We start from the raw sequence: 16,639 nt of genomic DNA on the forward strand, positions 1-16,639 counted from the left end.
TCATCACGGAGAACCAGCTTGTCCGCGGCCGTCGCCCAGGTCTTGGTGTTCCACAGCGGAGTACCGTCACTGGCGTAGACGACGACGTTCCCGTCGGGCTGGAATACCAACTCAGCGCCCGGGTTGTTCCAGGTCTCGGCATCCCACAACGGCACGCCAGCCTGGGTCAGAACCAGGTTGCCATCCACTTGCATCATCAGGCGATAGTTGCCGGCGTCCGAGCGCAGATACTGATTTTCGGTCAGCTTCTGCCCCCGCAGCAGCGTGTTGCTGCCAGCGACCGGTGGGACGTACGAGTTGTACAACATGAACACTGACGTGTCGGTCAACGCACCCTGGAACACAGCGACATCGTCGATGCCGCCGGTCCACTGGTCGACAATGTTGTCTCGCCACAGGGTGCGGCCCACCAGCAGCGGACCGGTCGAGGCCATCGGGGTAAAGGTGATGTTCTCCGTGGTCCCTTCGAGCACCCCGTTGACGTAGAGGCGAATCTGGTTCCGCTCGGCGTCGTACACGCCGCCAAGGTGGGTCCACACACCTTCTTCCGCAAGGGACGTCGAGTTAACGGTCGCTCCGGAGGTCGTGGTGACGTCATCGTCACTGATACTGAACTGCCACCTACCCAACGTGGAGTTGAACTTGATCCAGCCGGCGCTTTCATGGATCCCCCGCTGGGATACTGCCGTTCGCATGCCGTCGAGCCGGTCGAGCATCACCCAGGCCGACATCGTGAACGACTGGTCGGTCCGCAGGACGGGCTTCTCCTGCCACTGTGTGAACTCCAGGCCGTCGGCGTCCGGCTCGGTCGTGCCCGTCTTGACCGCGCTGCGCCCGTACTCCGACGTGTTCTCGCTGAAACCCTCGTCCGGGAAGTAGTCGTAGTCCAGCCACAGGCCCGATCCGTTGGCGGAGTGGCCGGCGCCGACGGCGGAACCCCGCGTCAAGGCCAGGTACCGGCCCCAGGCGGTCACCGTGTCCGGCGCCTCACAGGTGTCCCTCAGATTCGCCAGGTAACAGGGTGTGGCGGCCTCGAAATCCCAGTTGCCGACCTGGACAGGAGTCAGGATCCCCGGCTCGTGGAACCCACTCGACGTCGACTCGGTCGCCAGCTGACCGGTGAAGTCCTGCGGCACCAACACCCGGAGGGTCATTCAAAACCCGGGTGCGGCGGTTCTGAAGATCTCCAGGGCGGTGGCGGTGCGTAACACGTCGGGGAAGTCGGTCATGATCCGGTGGTAGCCGGTCTTGAGGATCTTCCAGTTCTTCAGATGACTGATGGCGCGTTCGACGGCGGCGCGGAGCCGGTTGACGCTGTAGTTGTACGCCTTTTGCTGGGCGGTCAGTTCCCCACCGGGTGGTTTCTTGTGCGGGGTGATCGGGCCGGTGCCCTGGTAGCCGCCGTCGCCGATCATGCCTGGTCCGTCGGTGAGGTGGCTGGCCCAGCGTTCGGCGATGCCGGAGATGAAGAACGCCGCCGCGTCGTGGCGGGCGCCGTTGACGGGTTCGCCGACGTCGGCGACGCGGCCATCGAGGTTGGCGATGACCTGCACGTTCTGCCCTGACAGGTGTTTCTTGCCGGAGAACAGTCCGTGGTAGGACTCGCGTTCGCCGACCGGGGCGACGAACCCGTCAACCAGCACACCGTCACGGCGGGTCTGCTCCAGGCGCTGGTCGACCTCAGGACGGGTGACCCAGCGCAGGATCGGCTGCAGGATCTGGTGATAGCGGGTGATCGTGGCCTGCGAACAGCCGAACACCTCGCCGAGGACCTCGTCGGGCATGTTGTGCCGGAGTCCGAACAGCACCGCGATCACCGCCGTGGCCAGCGGCAACACGTGCGGACGCCCGACCGGCGGCTTCTCCCACTCATCGCCCACGATCTCGCGAACCCGGCCGATCAGGTCAGCGAGCCGGTCCGTCGGGAGTCCTGTCATACTTTCACAGCGCAGCGGCTGACCCTCGATCAACTTCCACACAAAGCTGATCTATCGGATCCCAGCCGCTGCGTCTACTCCGGACAGTCAACCCGGGTCACGGGCACCCTCGAACCTCACTCAACGTGACATCCATGGGCGTCGACCGAGTTTTGAATGGCCCTCCCGGTCGAACATCTGAACATCGGCGATCTGGCCAGCCCAGTAGTTGATGGAGGAACCTTGCCACAGCTCGCGACCGATCACGATCCGCTGCCGATTGGGCCAAGCCTGCATTCCACCGGCAGACGCCGACGCCGACAACTGCCCGTTGACATAGATTTTCGTCGTATCGTTGGTCGCGTCGTAAACGCCCGCGAGGTGCGTCCAGACGCCAGTGACCACCGGCACCGCGGATTCGACTGCTCCGGTCTCGGCCGTACCGGCCGTGTCGTTGACGTGCAGCCAGAGAGACCACTTCTTGGTCTGTCCACCACGGAACCCCAGCACAAAGCTGCTGTTCAGACTTCCGTCCTGGGTCACCGCGACCTGGTTCGTGGTGGGGAGCGGGTCACCGGCGTTGCCCAGCTTCACCCAGGCCGCGACGGCGAACGACTTCTGCGGATCGATCAGCGGCGCCGACGTGAAAGCGCGACTTGAGCTGCCGTCGAAGCTCGTCGTCTTGGCGCCGTGCATCCGGACGTCGTCGGCCCAGGTCACATTCGTCGTTTCCAGGTCGGTGTCACCCGCCAGCGTGGGTTGCTGGTCGGCGAGGGCGGTGGTCTGGTCCACGCCGGGGTACTGCTCCAGGCCCCACTTGGCCACTGCTGGGGAGGATCGGGGGGCGGTGAAGGTGGCGGATCCGATGTTGCCGAGGTTGCCGGTGGCGTCGATGCCGCGTACCCAGAAGGTGTTCCGGCCGAAGCTGGGTACGGTGACCGTCACCGTGGCGGTCTTCGGGTTGGTGCCGCTGGCGGTGATCTCGGTGGTCGGTGGGTTGGACCAGCCGTACCGGAACTTGGACACGTCCGTGGTGGTGGTGCTGAACGTGAACGTCATGGTCTTGCCCGGACCGCCGGGCGTGCCGGGGGTGACCGTGGGCGCTGGTGGCACGGTGGTGTCCGGGGCGAACTGGCACCACGACGACCACGGGCCGGTGATCGAGTACGGGGCCCGGTCAGTACCCCTGGCGCGGAACGCGTACGTGGGGCCCTTCGCGATCGACACCGCCGAACTCGTCGCCCGACTGTTCGGCGTGATCCCGGTCTTCACCGGCGGCGCGCTCTTACGGGCCGGATAGGTGCTGGTCACCGTGCCGATCCCCCCGGACGGCACCTCGATCCACTCGAACCTGCCCGTCAGCGAGTCACCGCTGTCGGCGTCGGGGAACACCGCGGACAACGTCGGCGACAACGTACCGATCGTCAACACCCCCGACCCGCAGGCCACCCCGGCGATCTGCAAACTGTGCGGCGCGCCCGGCTTGGTGTCGTAGTCCACGATCAGCTTCGCGGCGTTCGGGTGGAACTTCTTCCACCGGTCCTGGGTCGACTCCCCCGACCCGTTCGAGGCCCGCGCGGTGAACCCCACCGTGATCGTGCTCCAACTACCGTTGGCCGCGGCCCGCACCTGGTTGGTGACGGTAGACCCACTGAAGTTCATGATCATATCGGGTTGGATGGAACCGCACCCGCCGGCCTCGTTCGCATTACCCGTAGCCGAATCCAGGAACGACTTCAACCCCATCGACGACCAGGTCGCCTTCGGCGTCGCGTTGATCGCCGAGGTCCAGTACATCGACGCCACCGTCGGCCCACACGACCACGAATGATCCAGGTTCATCTGCACATACGCCGACTCGATGTGCTTTCCCTTGAGCGACACCCCGTTCGCCGTCGTGGAAAACTCGAAGAACGACCGGTGCAGCGCCCCCGTGGCCGGGTTCTTCCCTACCCGCGCCACACTCGTGTCCGAGTTCGACGACCCGTTACTCGTCGCGTACGCCCACTTGCTCTTGTAAACCGACCACGCCGGATCCACGAACAGCGGGAACACCGCCTCCGGATCGTCGAGCAACGTCGCATCCGGCCGCAACACCAGATCCCCGCGGGACACCTCGACACCGACCTTCCCGACCCGCGCCGCGTCCCCGGCCACCGCAGCCGTCGACCGCGCAGCACCCGCCGACCCCTGCTGCCCCCGATCCGCCACATCCGCCGACGCCTGACCGCGAACAGCGGCACCCCCAGCCGGGCCGCGCCGCGAGTCCCACATCACCGCCGGCTCCGCCGACGCGACAACCACATCACCCCCCAACGCCCGCAACGAACCGTCCGCACCCGGCAACACCCTCGCGTCCCCACCAAGCCGGAACCGCGGCGCCCGCACCTCAGACAACCGGGCCGCCGCCGGAGTCTTCACCACCAAAACATGGGTGAACCCCGTCCGGGTCGCCCGCACCACCAGATCCACATCCGGCAACACACCCGGATACGTCAACGAATCCCCCGACACCACCGGCGTCGGCAACGCCCGCGGCCACGACACCGTGACCGTCCGCCCAGCACGCGTCAACGTCACCAACGGGCCGTCCCCACTACCAGAGAACGCCACGTCCGCTACCGACACCGCCGGCCGCCACAACCCGTCCCCACCACGAGCAAGATTCAGGTCGATATCAGCCCATCCACCGGCCCGACGCGTACGCTGCGGAACCACCGCCGACGAAAACCGCAACCGACCATCCGGCAACGCGGTCACCTCCGCGAACTCCGTCCGCGAACCCTCCACCACCACCGGCCGCCCACACGAGACCGCCAGCGACGTCGCCTCCGTCTGCGACTCCGCCACCGCCGCGCACCGCACCGCCGGCGCTGCCCGCCCCACACCCGGCGTAGCCTGCCCCACCCCCGGAACGGCAATCACCCCAACGGCTACCAGGGCCACCACCCCGCCAGTCAGTCCCCGCCGCCACCGACCGCCCACACCACACATCCAATCCACAGGAAGCAGTGGCGACGACACTAGGGGCTCGACCCACACCCGACAGTCCCACCACAGCCACAGGCAGTCAGCCGTCCGAAAGGGAACCCGAATCACTATTACAACTATCGATGGATAGTTGCTCCGGAACTGGCACTACTGCCCACCGTGACCGACACACCACGAGTGCATCCCGAATGTGTGACATAGAACATAGCGCCGACCGCCCCCGCCAGAGACTCGACACCGGCTCACGTCGGCACATCGCGACGTCAAGGTCATCCGCCCGAGATGACCCGCGTCGCCGAACCTCGACAAAGCAACCACACGGAAAAGGGCGGAAGGAACCATCAGCCTCAGCCCGCCCGACAGCATCACTCCTCCGCCACCCGGGGCACCGGAGCACCGGCCGGGGTCGGCGGTTCCGGCTCGGGCGGGCCGGCCTCGCGGAGCAGGGCGTTCAGCCCCGCCCGGCGGGCCACCACGGTCAACCGGTCCCCCGCCCCGATCACCAGCCGCCGGTCGGGCGACCAGTCGTAGCGCTGGCCGGCGCGGGCATGCGCGAGCAGGCGTACGCTGCCCACCCGGCCCACCACGGCGAGTGGTCGCCCGTCCAGGGCCGACCCGGCGGCGACCGGGACGTCGGTGACCAGCAGCGCGTGCCGGCCCACCGAGATCGTGGCGATCACGGCCCGGTCCAGCAGCGCGGCGGCGAACGACGGCGCCGCCAGGTACGACACACTTCGCGAGACACCGATTCCGAAGGCCCGCTGGATGCGTTCGGCGAAGTGCCCGTCGAACAGACGCAGCACCACCTGGACCTCGTCGTTGAGGGCGCGGGCGGTCAACGCGGCCCGTAGGTTGGCCCCGTCGTCGGTGGAGACCACCACCAGCGCCTGGCAGGTGCCGACCGAGGCGGCACGCAGCGTCTCCTCGGTGGCCGCGTCCCCGACGACCAGCGGCACGCCGAGCCGCCGGGCCAGTCCGGCGCCGCGCGCCTGCGGGTTCTTGTCGATGGCAACCACCTCGACGCCGAAGTCGCAGAGCTGGGCCATCACCCGCGTGCCGATGTTGCCCAGCCCGACCACCACGACGTGGCCCGAGCGCTCGGGCAGGATCCGCCCGGAGTGCAGTGCCAGCCGGGCGTTGACGATGCCGTCGACCACCACCGCCGTGATGAGCGGAATGAGGGCCAGCCCGGCGAGGTTGAGCACCACCTGGAGAACCTGCTCGCCGACCGGCTTGGCCGCGTCCGGGTCCTGCCCGGTGAGCGTGGTGACCAGGGTCAGGTAGAGCGCCTCGCCCCAGCCCACCTGGGCGGTGCCGGCGTACAGGCCGCCGAGCACACCGATCGCCGCCAGCAGCACCAGCACCGCAATGCCGATCTTGCGGGTGGCGAAGCTGCGGACCGCCCGCAGCAGCATCGCGACGGGGCGACGCCGACGCCGGGCCCGCCGTAGCCGGCGGGCCGCCACCTCGGTACCCGGTGGCGCGCCGGTCGCCTCGGCCAGCACCACGTCGGCGGTGCGCTCGTCGGCGGGAAGCACCCGGACCTCCCGCGGGTCGCCGGTGTCGGCCACACCGCACACGACGCCCTGGCCGCGGACGTCGTCGCGGCGGGCGACGTAGAGGGTGCGGCCGCCGTGCCGGAAGTGGGCGGGCGCGACCTCACCGAGGGCTGCGGCCACGAACGCCGGTGCGGCCATCGAGGCGTCGGAGAGCACCGCCGAGTCCGGGAAGATCTGCTGTACGCCGTTGGCCAGGCCGGTGTTGAACATGCGCACCACCAGCCGCAGCCTGGGCTCCACCTCCTGCGCGCACAGCGCGGCGTGCATGTTGCCGACATCGTCCTGGTGCAGCAGCGCCAGACCGTCGGCCCCGACCAGACCGGACCGGTGGAAGGTCACCTCGTCCAGCCGGTCAGCCCGGATGACCTCGACGCCCTCGACGTCCCGCCCGTCCGGACTGTTCGTACGCTGCCGCTCGGGCACGACCAGCGTGATCCGGATCCGGGCGGCCTGTGGCTCGGTGGCGAGCAGGCTCTTCACCACCCAGTACGTCAGCGGGTCGTGGCCGCAGATCACGAAGTGTGTCCGCGGGTCGCCGTTGGCCCGGAATCGACGGCCGGCCCGCCGCGCACGATCGAGCAGGGGCTCCGCCATGTGCCGCATCGTAGTCAGCCGATCGGGGCGCGCGCAGCCCACGATCACGACGAATGCCGGCCGGGTGGGCGGGTAGTGCACCGGACATGCAGACGTTCCTCCCGTACCCGGACTTCCTGGCGAGCGCCCGGGTGCTGGACCAGAGGCGGCTGGGCAAGCAGCGCGTGGAGACGATCCAGGTGCTGCGCGGCCTCACCCGGCCGACGTACGGGTGGCGCAACCACCCGGCGGTGACGATGTGGGCCGGGTACGAGGAGGCGCTGACCCGGTACGGACTGGACATGTGCGCGGTCTGGTCCGAGCCCGGTCGGGCGGACACCTGTGCCGCCACGATCACCACCGACCTCGCCGCCGCCTGCGGCGTCACCCGCGTCCGCGACCAGGCCGAGCTGGCCGGCGCCGGCGAGCTGCCGCCCTGGCTGGGCCGGGCGGATCTGCACCGCAGTCACCGCTCGTCCCTGCTGCGCAAGGACCCGGAGCACTACCGCCCGTTCTTCGGCGACGACGTTCCACTCGACCTGGAGTACGTCTGGCCCGCCTCCGACCGTGAACGCCGCTGCCTGGGCTGAGGGAAGGGCAGGATGAGGCCATGACGCTGTCGCACGTGGTGGGTCGGCTCATCGGCGTACGCGAGCACGTGGTCGACCCCGGCGGCGGTGGCGCCCCGCGCGTGCCGCACCCGGTCCCGGCCGTGGTGGTCGGCGGCGGGATCGCCGGTATGTCAGCGGCGGTGGTGCTCGCCGAACGCGGCGTGGCCGTCACGGTCCTGGAGGCGGCACCCACCCTCGGCGGCCGGCTCGGCGGCTGGCCGGAGCTGCTGCCCGACGGCACCCAGATGAACGAACACGGTTTCCACGCGTTCTTCCGGCAGTACTACAACTGGCGGTCGATCCTCCGCCGGGCCGACCCCACCCTGGGCTTCCTCAAGCCGGTCCCGGGCTACCCGATCCTGTCCGCGCGGTGGCCCGTCGAGGAGTTCGGCAGGCTGCCCCCCGCTCCCCCGGCGAACCTGCTCACCCTGCTGCTGCGCAGTCCCAGCCTGCGCCTGACCGACCTGCGGAGCATGGACCGGGACGCCGCGTTGCCGCTGCTGCGCTACCACCCGGTCCGCACCTACGCCCAGTTCGACCACACCACCGCCGACGAGTTGCTCACCTCGCTGCGGCTGCCGGACCGGGCGCGGGCGATGCTGTTCGAGGTCTTCTCCCACTCGTTCTTCAACCACGAGGCGGAGATGTCGGCCGCCGAGATGATCGCCCAGTTCCACTTCTACCTGCTCGGCAATCCGGAAGGGCTGGCGTTCGACTGCCCCGACGAGGACTATGCCACCGCGATCTGGCAGCCGCTCGCCCGGCACGTCGAGAAGCACGGCGGCCGGGTCGTCACCGGTACCGCGGTCACCACCCTGCACCGTGTCGCCGGCGGCTGGCGGGTGGCGACCGCCGGCGGGGGGTACGACGCCCGGCACGTCGTACTCGCCCTCGACCCGCCGGCACTCGCCGCGCTGGTCACCGCCTCCCCGACGCTCGCCGGGGCCGCTCCCGAGCTGGTGGCGCGGGTGCCCGCCTTCGGCCGGCCCGGCCCGCCGTACGCGGTGGCGCGCCACTGGTGCGACGGGGACGTGGACCCGGACCGGGCGGTGTTCAGCGGGGTGTCCCGGCAGCCGAACCTGGACTCGGTGACGCTCTATCACCGGCTGGAGAACGAGTCCCGCCGTTGGGCGGAACGCACCGGGGGTTCCGTGGTGGAGTTGCACGCGTACGCCTGCGATCCGGGCGTTCCCGCCGCCGAGCTGGCGGCGCGGATGTGGGCCGAGCTGTCCACGCTGTGGCCGGAGGCGTCCCGGCTGCGGGTACGCGTGCTGCGGGCCCGGGTGGAGGCGCGGGCACCAGCCTTCACGCCCGGCAGCCATCGGTGGCGGCCCGGCGTCCGCACCGACGCCGACGGCCTGTACCTGGCCGGCGACGGGATCCGCACCGACTTCCCGAGCGCCCTGATGGAGCGCTCCGCCGCCACCGGCGTCATCGCCGCGAACCACATCCTGCGCGCGGAGGGCGGGGCGGCCGAGCCGGTGCGCTCGATCCGCCCGCACGGCCTGCTCGCCGGGCGGGGCTGACCGGGCGCTTCGCCCGGCGGGCGCCACTGCCCCGCGGGCCGTGCCGAGCGCCGCGGGTGGGCATCGTCGTCGACCGCCGGGGGCGAGGCCCACGCTCGGCCATCGGCGGGATCGAAATGCGTTGCCGCACCGCACCGCCCACCCCTACCGTGATCGCGCAAGGTCAACCACCGCCGCGGGAGCTGTTCATGTCGATGTCGCACGTAGGCCGTGTGTCGTCGGTGCTGCCCGGCGACGGTTGCCACGCCGGTGGGGGTGACCGGCCCGACTGACGCGTACCACGTCGAGCCGCCCGTCTGCCGCAGCAGGATCGGGCGGGCTCGTGCCGCCCGGGGACCGTCAGTGAGGGAGGGAGATTCCGGTGAACGCCGTCCTCGTCGTCAACGCCGACCTCGGCCCGCTGCACCGGGTCACCGTCCAACACGCGATCCGGATGCTCTGCCGTCAGGTCGCCGAGATCCACGAGGCCGAGCCGGACCGGGTGATCGGGATCTTCCCGGTCCCCCGGGTGGTGCGGCTCGTCCGGTACGTGGTGACCCGCTGGCGGTTCAGCGCCGGCCCCACGTGGTCCCGGGCCGGGGTGCTGCGCCGGGACGGCGGGCGCTGTGCGTACTGCGGCGGCCTGGCCAGCACCATCGACCACATCCTGCCCCGCTCGCGTGGTGGCCGGAACACGTGGCGGAACACGACCGCCGCCTGCTACTCGTGCAACCAGCGCAAGGGTGACCGGACGCCCGCCGAGGCGGGCATGCCGCTGCGGCGGGAGCCGGTGACCCCGACCTGGGCGTCGCTCGCAGGGCGGTGATGAACCGGCCGGCGGGATACGGGGGGCCGCCTCGGTGAGCACGTCTCCCGGGGCGGCACCCGCCGGCCCCTCCGCCAGCTGGCGGGAGTCGGCGGCCGGTCGCCAGGCGACCCTTTGCCGGCGCCGTTCCGGCCGGCTGCCGAAACCGGGTCGGGGCGACGCCACGGATGCGGTCAGCCAGCGGGCGGTGTCCAGGTGAAGCGGGGTGAGCGGCGTTCGTTGGCTGCGGTCACGCCCTCCCGGGCCTCACCGCTGGCCCGAACCTGGCCGTGCCACCAGGCGATCCGATCGGCGTCCGCCCGATCGTCGATGATCTCCTTGGCGGCGGTGACGGTGAGCTGTGAGCGTGCTGTCACCGCAGCGGTGATCTCGTCCACCCGGGCGGTGAGCCCGCCGACCGGAAGCACCTCGTCGACCAGGTTGATCCGCAGCGCCCGCTCCGCGTCGACCAGTTCCGAGGTGAAGAGCAGGTGTTTCGCGGCGGACGGTCCGACCAGCCGGGCCAACCGCCGGGTGGTGGGCGCCGGGTAGACCAGACCGAGCCGCGCCGGGGGTACGCCGAAGCGCGCGTCACCGGCGGCGATCCGCAGGTCGCAGGCGACGGCGAGTTGGCACCCGCCGCCGACGCAGGCGCCCCGGATCACGGCGACCGTCGGCTTGGCGAAGGCGGCGAGGCGCTCCTCCGCCTCGACCGCGATGCTGGCGTCACCGGCGTCCAGCAGTTCGTCCAGGTCGCCCAGGTCCGCGCCGGCGCAGAAGGTGCCGTCGGCACCGGTGAGCACCAGCGCCCGGACCGCCGGGTCGGCCGCCAACCGGTCCAGCAGCACCGGTAGCTGCCGCCACATCGCCGTGGTCATCGCGTTGCGCCGGGCCGGATTGTGGATCACCACTGTTGCCACCGCACCGGTCATCTCGACGAGGAGTTCCGCGTCCGCCACCGCCACTCTCCCTCCGGATCACCGGGCCTGCACCGGTGCGGCGACCATAACGGCCGGCGGCCCGTCCCCGACGCACCGGGTGGCACCCGTCACCGACGCTCGGCCGGGTCCACCACCCCCGACCGCGCGTGCCGTCCGGCTCGGCGCGGCGGTGCGGCCGACCCGGGAGGGCAATTGCAACGCAACGTTGCGTCGCGCTAACGTGACGGTATGACCGCGACCGCTCGTCCCACCTTCGCCGACCAGGCCAGCACGGGAAACCCCACCGCCCCCGGCCGGCCGCCGCGGCTTCCCGGGTTCACCGCGACGCTCGCCACGCAGGTACGCGGCACCGGCCCGACCTACACCCCGGTGTCGCCGCTGACCGGCGCGGCGACTGTGGTCCTACCGTCGAGCACCGAGGCCGACGTGGCCGGCGCGTTCGCCGACGCGCGGGCCGCCCAACGCGCCTGGGCCGCCGTGCCGGTGGACCGCCGGGCGGCAGTCCTGCTGCGCCTGCACGACCTGGTGCTCGACCGGCAGGCCGAGGCACTCGACCTGGTCCAGTTGGAGGCCGGCAAGGCCCGGCGGCACGCGGTCGAGGAGGTCCTCGACACGGCGATCACCGCCCGCTACTACGCCCGCACGGCCGGCCGGCTGCTGCGGCCCCGCAGGCGCGCCGGGGCCCTGCCGGTGCTGACCCGCGCCCGCGAGCTGCGATTCCCGGTCGGCGTCGTCGGGGTCATCTCCCCGTGGAACTACCCGCTCTCGCTGGCCACCGCCGAGGTGCTGCCCGCTCTGATGGCCGGCAACGCCGTCGTGCACCGACCCGATCCGGCCACGATGCTGAGCGCGCTGTGGGTCCGCACGCTCGCCGTGGAGGCGGGCCTGCCCCCGGCCCTCTGGCAGATCGTCGCCGGCGAAGGCGCCGACGTCGGGCCGCTGATCACCGACCGGGCGGACCTGGTGTGCTTCACCGGTTCGACCCGCGTCGGCCGGGAGGTCGCCGCGCAGGCCGCGCGCCGGCTGGTCCCGGCGTCGCTGGAGCTGGGCGGGAAGAACCCACTGCTCGTGCTCGACGACGCCGACCTGGACCGGGCGGTGGAGGGCGCGATCCGGGCCTGCTTCGCCAGCGCCGGCCAGCTCTGCGTGTCGATCGAGCGGATCTACATGGCCGACCGGCTGCACGACGAGTTCCTCCGGCGGTTCGTCACCCGGACGGGCACCCTGCGGCTCGGCGTCGGTGGCGACTTCGAGGCGGACCTCGGTTCGCTGGCCTCCGCCCGGCAACTGGACACGGTCACCGCGCACGTCGCCGACGCCGTCGCCGCGGGCGCGACCGTGCACACCGGCGGCCGGCACCGGCCGGACATCGGCCCGTTCGTCTTCGAGCCCACCGTGCTCACCGGCGTCGCGCCGAAGATGCGGATGTACGCGGAGGAGACCTTCGGACCGGTCGTGGCGGTGTACCGGTTCGGCACCGACGACGAGGCGGTCACGCTCGCCAACGACACCCCGTACGGGCTCAACGCCGCCGTGTTCAGCGGCTCGGGCACGCGAGGCGAGGCGGTCGCGGCGCGGATCGACGCCGGCAGCGTGAACGTCGACGACGGCTACAGCGCGGTGTGGGGCAGCATCGACGCGCCGATGGGCGGATGGAAGGACTCCGGGCTCGGCGGCCGGCACGGCGCCGACGGTCTGCTCCGGTTCACCCGGGTGAAGACGGTGGCGCGGCAGCGGGTCCTGGAACTGGCCCCCGCGTACCACCTGCCGGGTGCGCGGACCGCGGCCTGGACCGGGCGGATGACCGCGGCGCTGCGCCTGCTGCGCCGTACCGGGCTGTGAACACGACGGCGGCCGCCGGGCCCGCACCGGGGGCGGCGACCGGCGGCCTCGACACGGACCGGCCCGGCGGCACCCGCCGACCCGCGGGCGCGGATCGCGGGGCCCGCGCGGGGCGGGGCCCACGCGGCGCGGACGCCATCCACGGGGCCGTGCTGGACCTGCTGGCCGAGGCCGGGTATGCGCGGCTGACCGTCGAGGGGGTGGCCCGGCGGTCCGGTGTCAACAAGACCACCCTGTACCGCTGGTGGCCGTCCAAACCGTCGCTGGTCGCCGCGACCTTCCGGCACGCCATCGCCCGCGACCTGCCGGTGCCCGACACCGGCTCGCTGCGCGGCGACCTGGTGGCGCTGGTCCGGTCGAAAACGGCGTTCTTCGCCACCGGGCCGGGCCGCCTCGCCGCCGACGTGCTCGCCCACACCGGCGCCGACGCGGAACTGGCCCGGCTCGCCGACGAGTTGCTCGGCCAGCACTGCGCGCACGTCGCCGAGGTGACCGGGCGCGCGGTGACCCGGGGCGAGCTGACCGGCCCGGTCGACGACGCTCTCCTCGCCGACCTGCTGCTCGGCCCGGTCTGGCTCCGTGCGGTGGTGACCGGCCGGCCGCTGCCGGACGCCGACGCGGACACCCTGGTCGACACTCTGGTCGCGGGCCTGCCCACCGGCTGACCGGCTCGGGCCCACGCCGGCCGGGAACCGCACCGGCCCGGTCTGGCAGCGCGGCGGGCCAGCACCCGACCCGTCGCACCCTTCACCGGATTACGCACCCGTGGCGTGGCGGACGTGGCGTGGTCTCCTCCGCCGGCTCGAAGGGCACGACCGGGTTGCCGTCACCTGGTCGGTCGATTCCGCGCTCGTCATCGACGGTGACGCCCACGGTCTGGCCCGCACCGACCGAGGCCCACCTCGCATCCTGCCCGGAAGAGCCCCAGGGGCCGGATACAGCACCGGACAGAAAGTCACTGAATCTTCCCCCAATGGGATTAGCTGCCGACTGAACCCTGACCCCGGGGCAGTATAAATGATATAACCAATCTCGCTAGCTCGACAGATTATAAGGTCGAAAGTTGGCCGCCCGGATGGCGCGTTCCGGCCGCTCCTCCAAAGCTCGAACCGCACGTTGGCCCGTGACCAGTGGTCGTGCCGACAGGACGGTGCTCGCCGGATCGCGCAACCAACGACGCGAGCGGCAGGAATTCAAAATCGGGGCGTTCCAGAGAACTTGGTAGCAGGCCCGGCGTGACCAGCTACTTACCCACAAATGACGAAGGAACCCTTATGAACAGCACTCTGCCCGTCAGCAAGTCCATCCTCGTCGCCGCAGTCGCCCTGTCGGTGGCAGCGGCTCTCACGATCATCCCTGGCCCCCCTGGTTCGGCCGACCCCGGATTCCAAGCCGTCGGGCACGTCTCACACTCCGAATTCGAGATGGAGATACTGGCCAAGGCTAAACCGGACGAGTGTTTCGCGGGGATTGGGGAGCCTTATCCTCCTGGTCCTCCGTGCGCCGATGGAGTGCCGAAAGTCAACCAGGCGTACGTGTGGAGCATGGTCCGCTCCGATAGGAGCATCTGGTTGGGAACTACGGCCAACCTGCAGTGCCTGGTCTTAAGTAAACTTAAATCCACCAAGCCGGCTGAACCAATGCGAACGGAGGACTACGCTTGCGAGTACGGTGAAAGCGAGTACATGAAGCAACGCCTGGTACCACCTCTCGGCGAGCGTGATCCCCGGTTGGCGGCCGGTGACGCACGCCCACCGCAGGTCGTACATTACGACATTGAATCCGGCAGGACCACCGAGAAGACCGGCGACATCATCAATGCTTCCATAACAGATGCCCTGCGGTTGAAATCAACGCTGGGAATTCGCGCCGCCGGCGCACATGACGGTGTTGTCCTGTTGGCGGGGTTGGGGATATTCGGGGGGATCAACCTGTTCGCCTTCGACAGCGTATCCGGCGACTATCTCGGGTCGACAACCTTTCTCAGGTACAGCAACATCCGTAACTTCGTGGTGGCTGATGGCGCCCTCTACGCCGGGGTGGGTGTGGGCCGCGCCCCTGGAAGCGTCGTCGCCATCAAGGGCGCTGTTCTCCGCTGGACCGGCAGCAAGTCCGATCCGTTCCAATTCGACCTGGTTGGACATTTGCCGGCCGAAGCCGCGGACCTTACCGCCCACAACGGACGAATCTTTGCGATCACCTGGGCCGGCGACACGTCCCTCTTCGGCCCGGGCGCTGCCGCGCCGGGAGTATGGCGGAGCCCAGCACTGGTCGACGGAGCACCGGGACTGACCGAAGACGACGCGTACGCGTGGAGGCAGGTGTGGAGCGTGACCGACTACGAGCCGGACCCCACCATCGCCCGCACCTATGGCCTCGGTGGTCTTACCGCCTATGGCGGGCGGCTTTACTGGGGAACGATGCATGTTCCGGGAGCGGCCGTATTGTTTCACTCGAGACGTCACCCTTCGGCCGATACTGAGGAGAGGCGGACGGCGCTGACGGCCACGCATCGTGCGACGGCTCTCTTCCGAAGCGCATTCGACGATGAAGAGTCACCCGTAGAGCTGCTTTACGGTGAGTCGAATCTTCCAGCGTTCGATCCTGATGCGAACGACGGAGCGGGCGCTTGGCGCCCGGTGCCGACCGGCTACCGGCCGAGATTCGGTCGGTCCGGGTTTGGTAATACTTTCAACAACTATACCTGGGACATGGTCGTGGCCGACGGTCGTCTGTTCGTGGGCACAATGGACTGGAGCTATCTCAGCCGGGAGCTGAGACCGAACGATCCCTCGACCGATGCCGCGCTCGACGGCGTCGATCCGGCAGTCTATGGCGCCGACCTGTGGGTGTTCGACTCCGCCGGAGCGCCCGCCAGGCCAGTCGACACAGTCGGCCTCGGAAACTACCTCAACTATGGATTTCGGACTATGGTTGCCGATGGGCCAGACATCTACATCGGCACCGCAAACCCGATGAACCTGCGAACGAACCCTGACGACAATGTGCCGGAAGGCGGATGGGAGTTGATCCGACTAACCGCCACCAGCCGGGCCCCGGAGTAGTCCCCCGGCTGTCCGTTTTGGCGGGACCCGTGGCAGCGCCAGGGACGGGCGGCGAGCACGGCACCTGTGGATCATGGAGTGGTCGAGGCTTCACGATCTGCAAAGGTGCCGTGCTCGCTGTGTCAACATTGCACGGCCTGATTGGAAGATGGCCAGGACTGCGGGGACGATGTTCCCGATCTTTCAGGGCACAGGCTGACGTTGCGCGGGGGCCTTGGAGGTCATCGTGAGTCGCTTGCTTTGGGCTGTTTCTCGACAAGGGGGCTTCTCGGTGTTACGGAAGGGCGATCCGGAATCGCGCCGGTGGTTCTTCCAGCCGGCTGTAGAGGGTGGCGAGCACGATCGGGTCGCCCTCGGCGACCACCGCACCGCACTGCTCGCACACATAACGTTACCGTTTGTATCGTTATGGAGAACGAACGGCGGGTCAAGGCCCTCGACGACGATTTCACGATCCACTCACGGCCGACGCCCGTCGCCCGGGCTACCACACATCCGTACGTAGACCGTTCGGTTCTGCGGCTCCTGTCGTGCTGGTCCTGGCCGGGCTGCCCAAGGGCCGGGCGGCGACGATACGCAGGCGTTGTCGTCGGGGCAGACGGGCGGGAGCAGGTAGCGCTCCCGCACGGCGGTGTTGTCGGGTGGTGGCCGTACGAGTCCTTGCCCGGCGTCTCTGGCCGGGCGCGCCCGGTGACAGTCCGTTGACGGTCGAGCCCGACACTGGCTTCCAGTATCGCCGCTGGTGGTGGCGGAGCGACCGCTGCGTCACGGATCACCAAGTTCCAACCGATGAGTGTCGTCGTCCTCACCTCCTACCTGTGAAATGGAAGT

General features: G+C 69.9%; 9 protein-coding genes and 2 pseudogenes. 6 read left to right on the forward strand and 5 right to left on the reverse strand.

Translation table 11 applies throughout. From position 1 onward, the window contains the following. Positions 1-281: 281 nt before the first annotated feature. From QTQ03_RS16405 to QTQ03_RS16420, 4 genes and pseudogenes are all read right to left on the reverse strand, one after another. Positions 282-1,145, reverse strand: a pseudogene (locus QTQ03_RS16405) (LamG domain-containing protein); the annotation flags it as partial. 9 nt (positions 1,146-1,154) lie between these two features. Then, positions 1,155-1,937: a transposase family protein gene (locus QTQ03_RS16410; RefSeq protein ID WP_289277203.1), complete on the reverse strand. Its 783-nt coding sequence runs from the start codon at positions 1,935-1,937 to the stop codon at positions 1,155-1,157. Between the two features lie 165 nt (positions 1,938-2,102). After that, positions 2,103-4,910, reverse strand: a pseudogene (locus QTQ03_RS16415) (LamG domain-containing protein); the annotation flags it as partial. Positions 4,911-5,272: 362 nt separating this feature from the next. Then, positions 5,273-7,069, reverse strand: a complete 1,797-nt coding sequence (locus QTQ03_RS16420) for a potassium channel family protein (RefSeq protein ID WP_289278807.1) — start codon at positions 7,067-7,069, stop codon at positions 5,273-5,275. Positions 7,070-7,146: 77 nt separating this feature from the next. Here QTQ03_RS16420 and QTQ03_RS16425 point away from each other — a divergent pair, with 77 nt between their 5' ends. The 3 genes from QTQ03_RS16425 to QTQ03_RS16435 all read left to right on the forward strand — a co-directional run bounded on the left by QTQ03_RS16425 (position 7,147) and on the right by QTQ03_RS16435 (position 9,981). Beyond that, positions 7,147-7,629, forward strand: a complete 483-nt coding sequence (locus QTQ03_RS16425) for an MSMEG_6728 family protein (protein WP_289278808.1) — start codon at positions 7,147-7,149, stop codon at positions 7,627-7,629. A gap of 20 nt (positions 7,630-7,649) precedes the next feature. Continuing rightward, positions 7,650-9,176 (forward strand): FAD-dependent oxidoreductase, encoded by a 1,527-nt coding sequence (locus tag QTQ03_RS16430; protein WP_289278809.1) that lies wholly within the window; start codon positions 7,650-7,652, stop codon positions 9,174-9,176. 361 nt (positions 9,177-9,537) lie between these two features. Further along, positions 9,538-9,981 (forward strand): HNH endonuclease, encoded by a 444-nt coding sequence (locus tag QTQ03_RS16435; RefSeq protein WP_289278810.1) that lies wholly within the window; start codon positions 9,538-9,540, stop codon positions 9,979-9,981. A 173-nt stretch (positions 9,982-10,154) separates the two neighbouring features. On the opposite strand, the gene QTQ03_RS16440 is transcribed toward QTQ03_RS16435, so the two are convergent. Further along, positions 10,155-10,925 carry an enoyl-CoA hydratase/isomerase family protein gene (locus QTQ03_RS16440; RefSeq protein ID WP_289278811.1) on the reverse strand — a complete coding sequence of 257 codons (771 nt, stop codon included), beginning with the start codon at positions 10,923-10,925 and terminating at the stop codon, positions 10,155-10,157. A gap of 204 nt (positions 10,926-11,129) precedes the next feature. Here QTQ03_RS16440 and QTQ03_RS16445 point away from each other — a divergent pair, with 204 nt between their 5' ends. The 3 genes from QTQ03_RS16445 (at position 11,130) to QTQ03_RS16455 (ending at position 15,808) form a co-directional block, all read left to right on the forward strand. Continuing rightward, on the forward strand, positions 11,130-12,743 hold the full coding sequence (locus tag QTQ03_RS16445) for a succinic semialdehyde dehydrogenase (RefSeq protein ID WP_289278812.1): 1,614 nt from the start codon (positions 11,130-11,132) through the stop codon (positions 12,741-12,743). Then, positions 12,740-13,408, forward strand: a complete 669-nt coding sequence (locus tag QTQ03_RS16450) for a TetR/AcrR family transcriptional regulator (RefSeq protein ID WP_289278813.1) — start codon at positions 12,740-12,742, stop codon at positions 13,406-13,408. The genes QTQ03_RS16445 and QTQ03_RS16450 overlap by 4 nt, the downstream gene beginning before the upstream one ends. A 609-nt stretch (positions 13,409-14,017) precedes the next feature. After that, on the forward strand, positions 14,018-15,808 hold the full coding sequence (locus QTQ03_RS16455; protein ID WP_289278814.1) for a hypothetical protein: 1,791 nt from the start codon (positions 14,018-14,020) through the stop codon (positions 15,806-15,808). The last annotated feature ends 831 nt before the right edge of the window (positions 15,809-16,639 follow it).

This window comes from Micromonospora sp. WMMA1363, from assembly GCF_030345795.1.
Classification (GTDB): domain Bacteria; phylum Actinomycetota; class Actinomycetes; order Mycobacteriales; family Micromonosporaceae; genus Micromonospora.

Coding starts and splice junctions, on each gene's coding strand:
- QTQ03_RS16455 (WP_289278814.1), top strand. CDS start 14,018: ATGAACAGCACTCTGCCCGTCAGCAAGTCCATCCTCGTCGCCGCAGTC.
- QTQ03_RS16425 (WP_289278808.1), top strand. CDS start 7,147: ATGCAGACGTTCCTCCCGTACCCGGACTTCCTGGCGAGCGCCCGGGTG.
- QTQ03_RS16445 (WP_289278812.1), top strand. CDS start 11,130: ATGACCGCGACCGCTCGTCCCACCTTCGCCGACCAGGCCAGCACGGGA.
- QTQ03_RS16430 (WP_289278809.1), top strand. CDS start 7,650: ATGACGCTGTCGCACGTGGTGGGTCGGCTCATCGGCGTACGCGAGCAC.
- QTQ03_RS16420 (WP_289278807.1), bottom strand. CDS start 7,069: ATGCGGCACATGGCGGAGCCCCTGCTCGATCGTGCGCGGCGGGCCGGC.
- QTQ03_RS16410 (WP_289277203.1), bottom strand. CDS start 1,937: ATGACAGGACTCCCGACGGACCGGCTCGCTGACCTGATCGGCCGGGTT.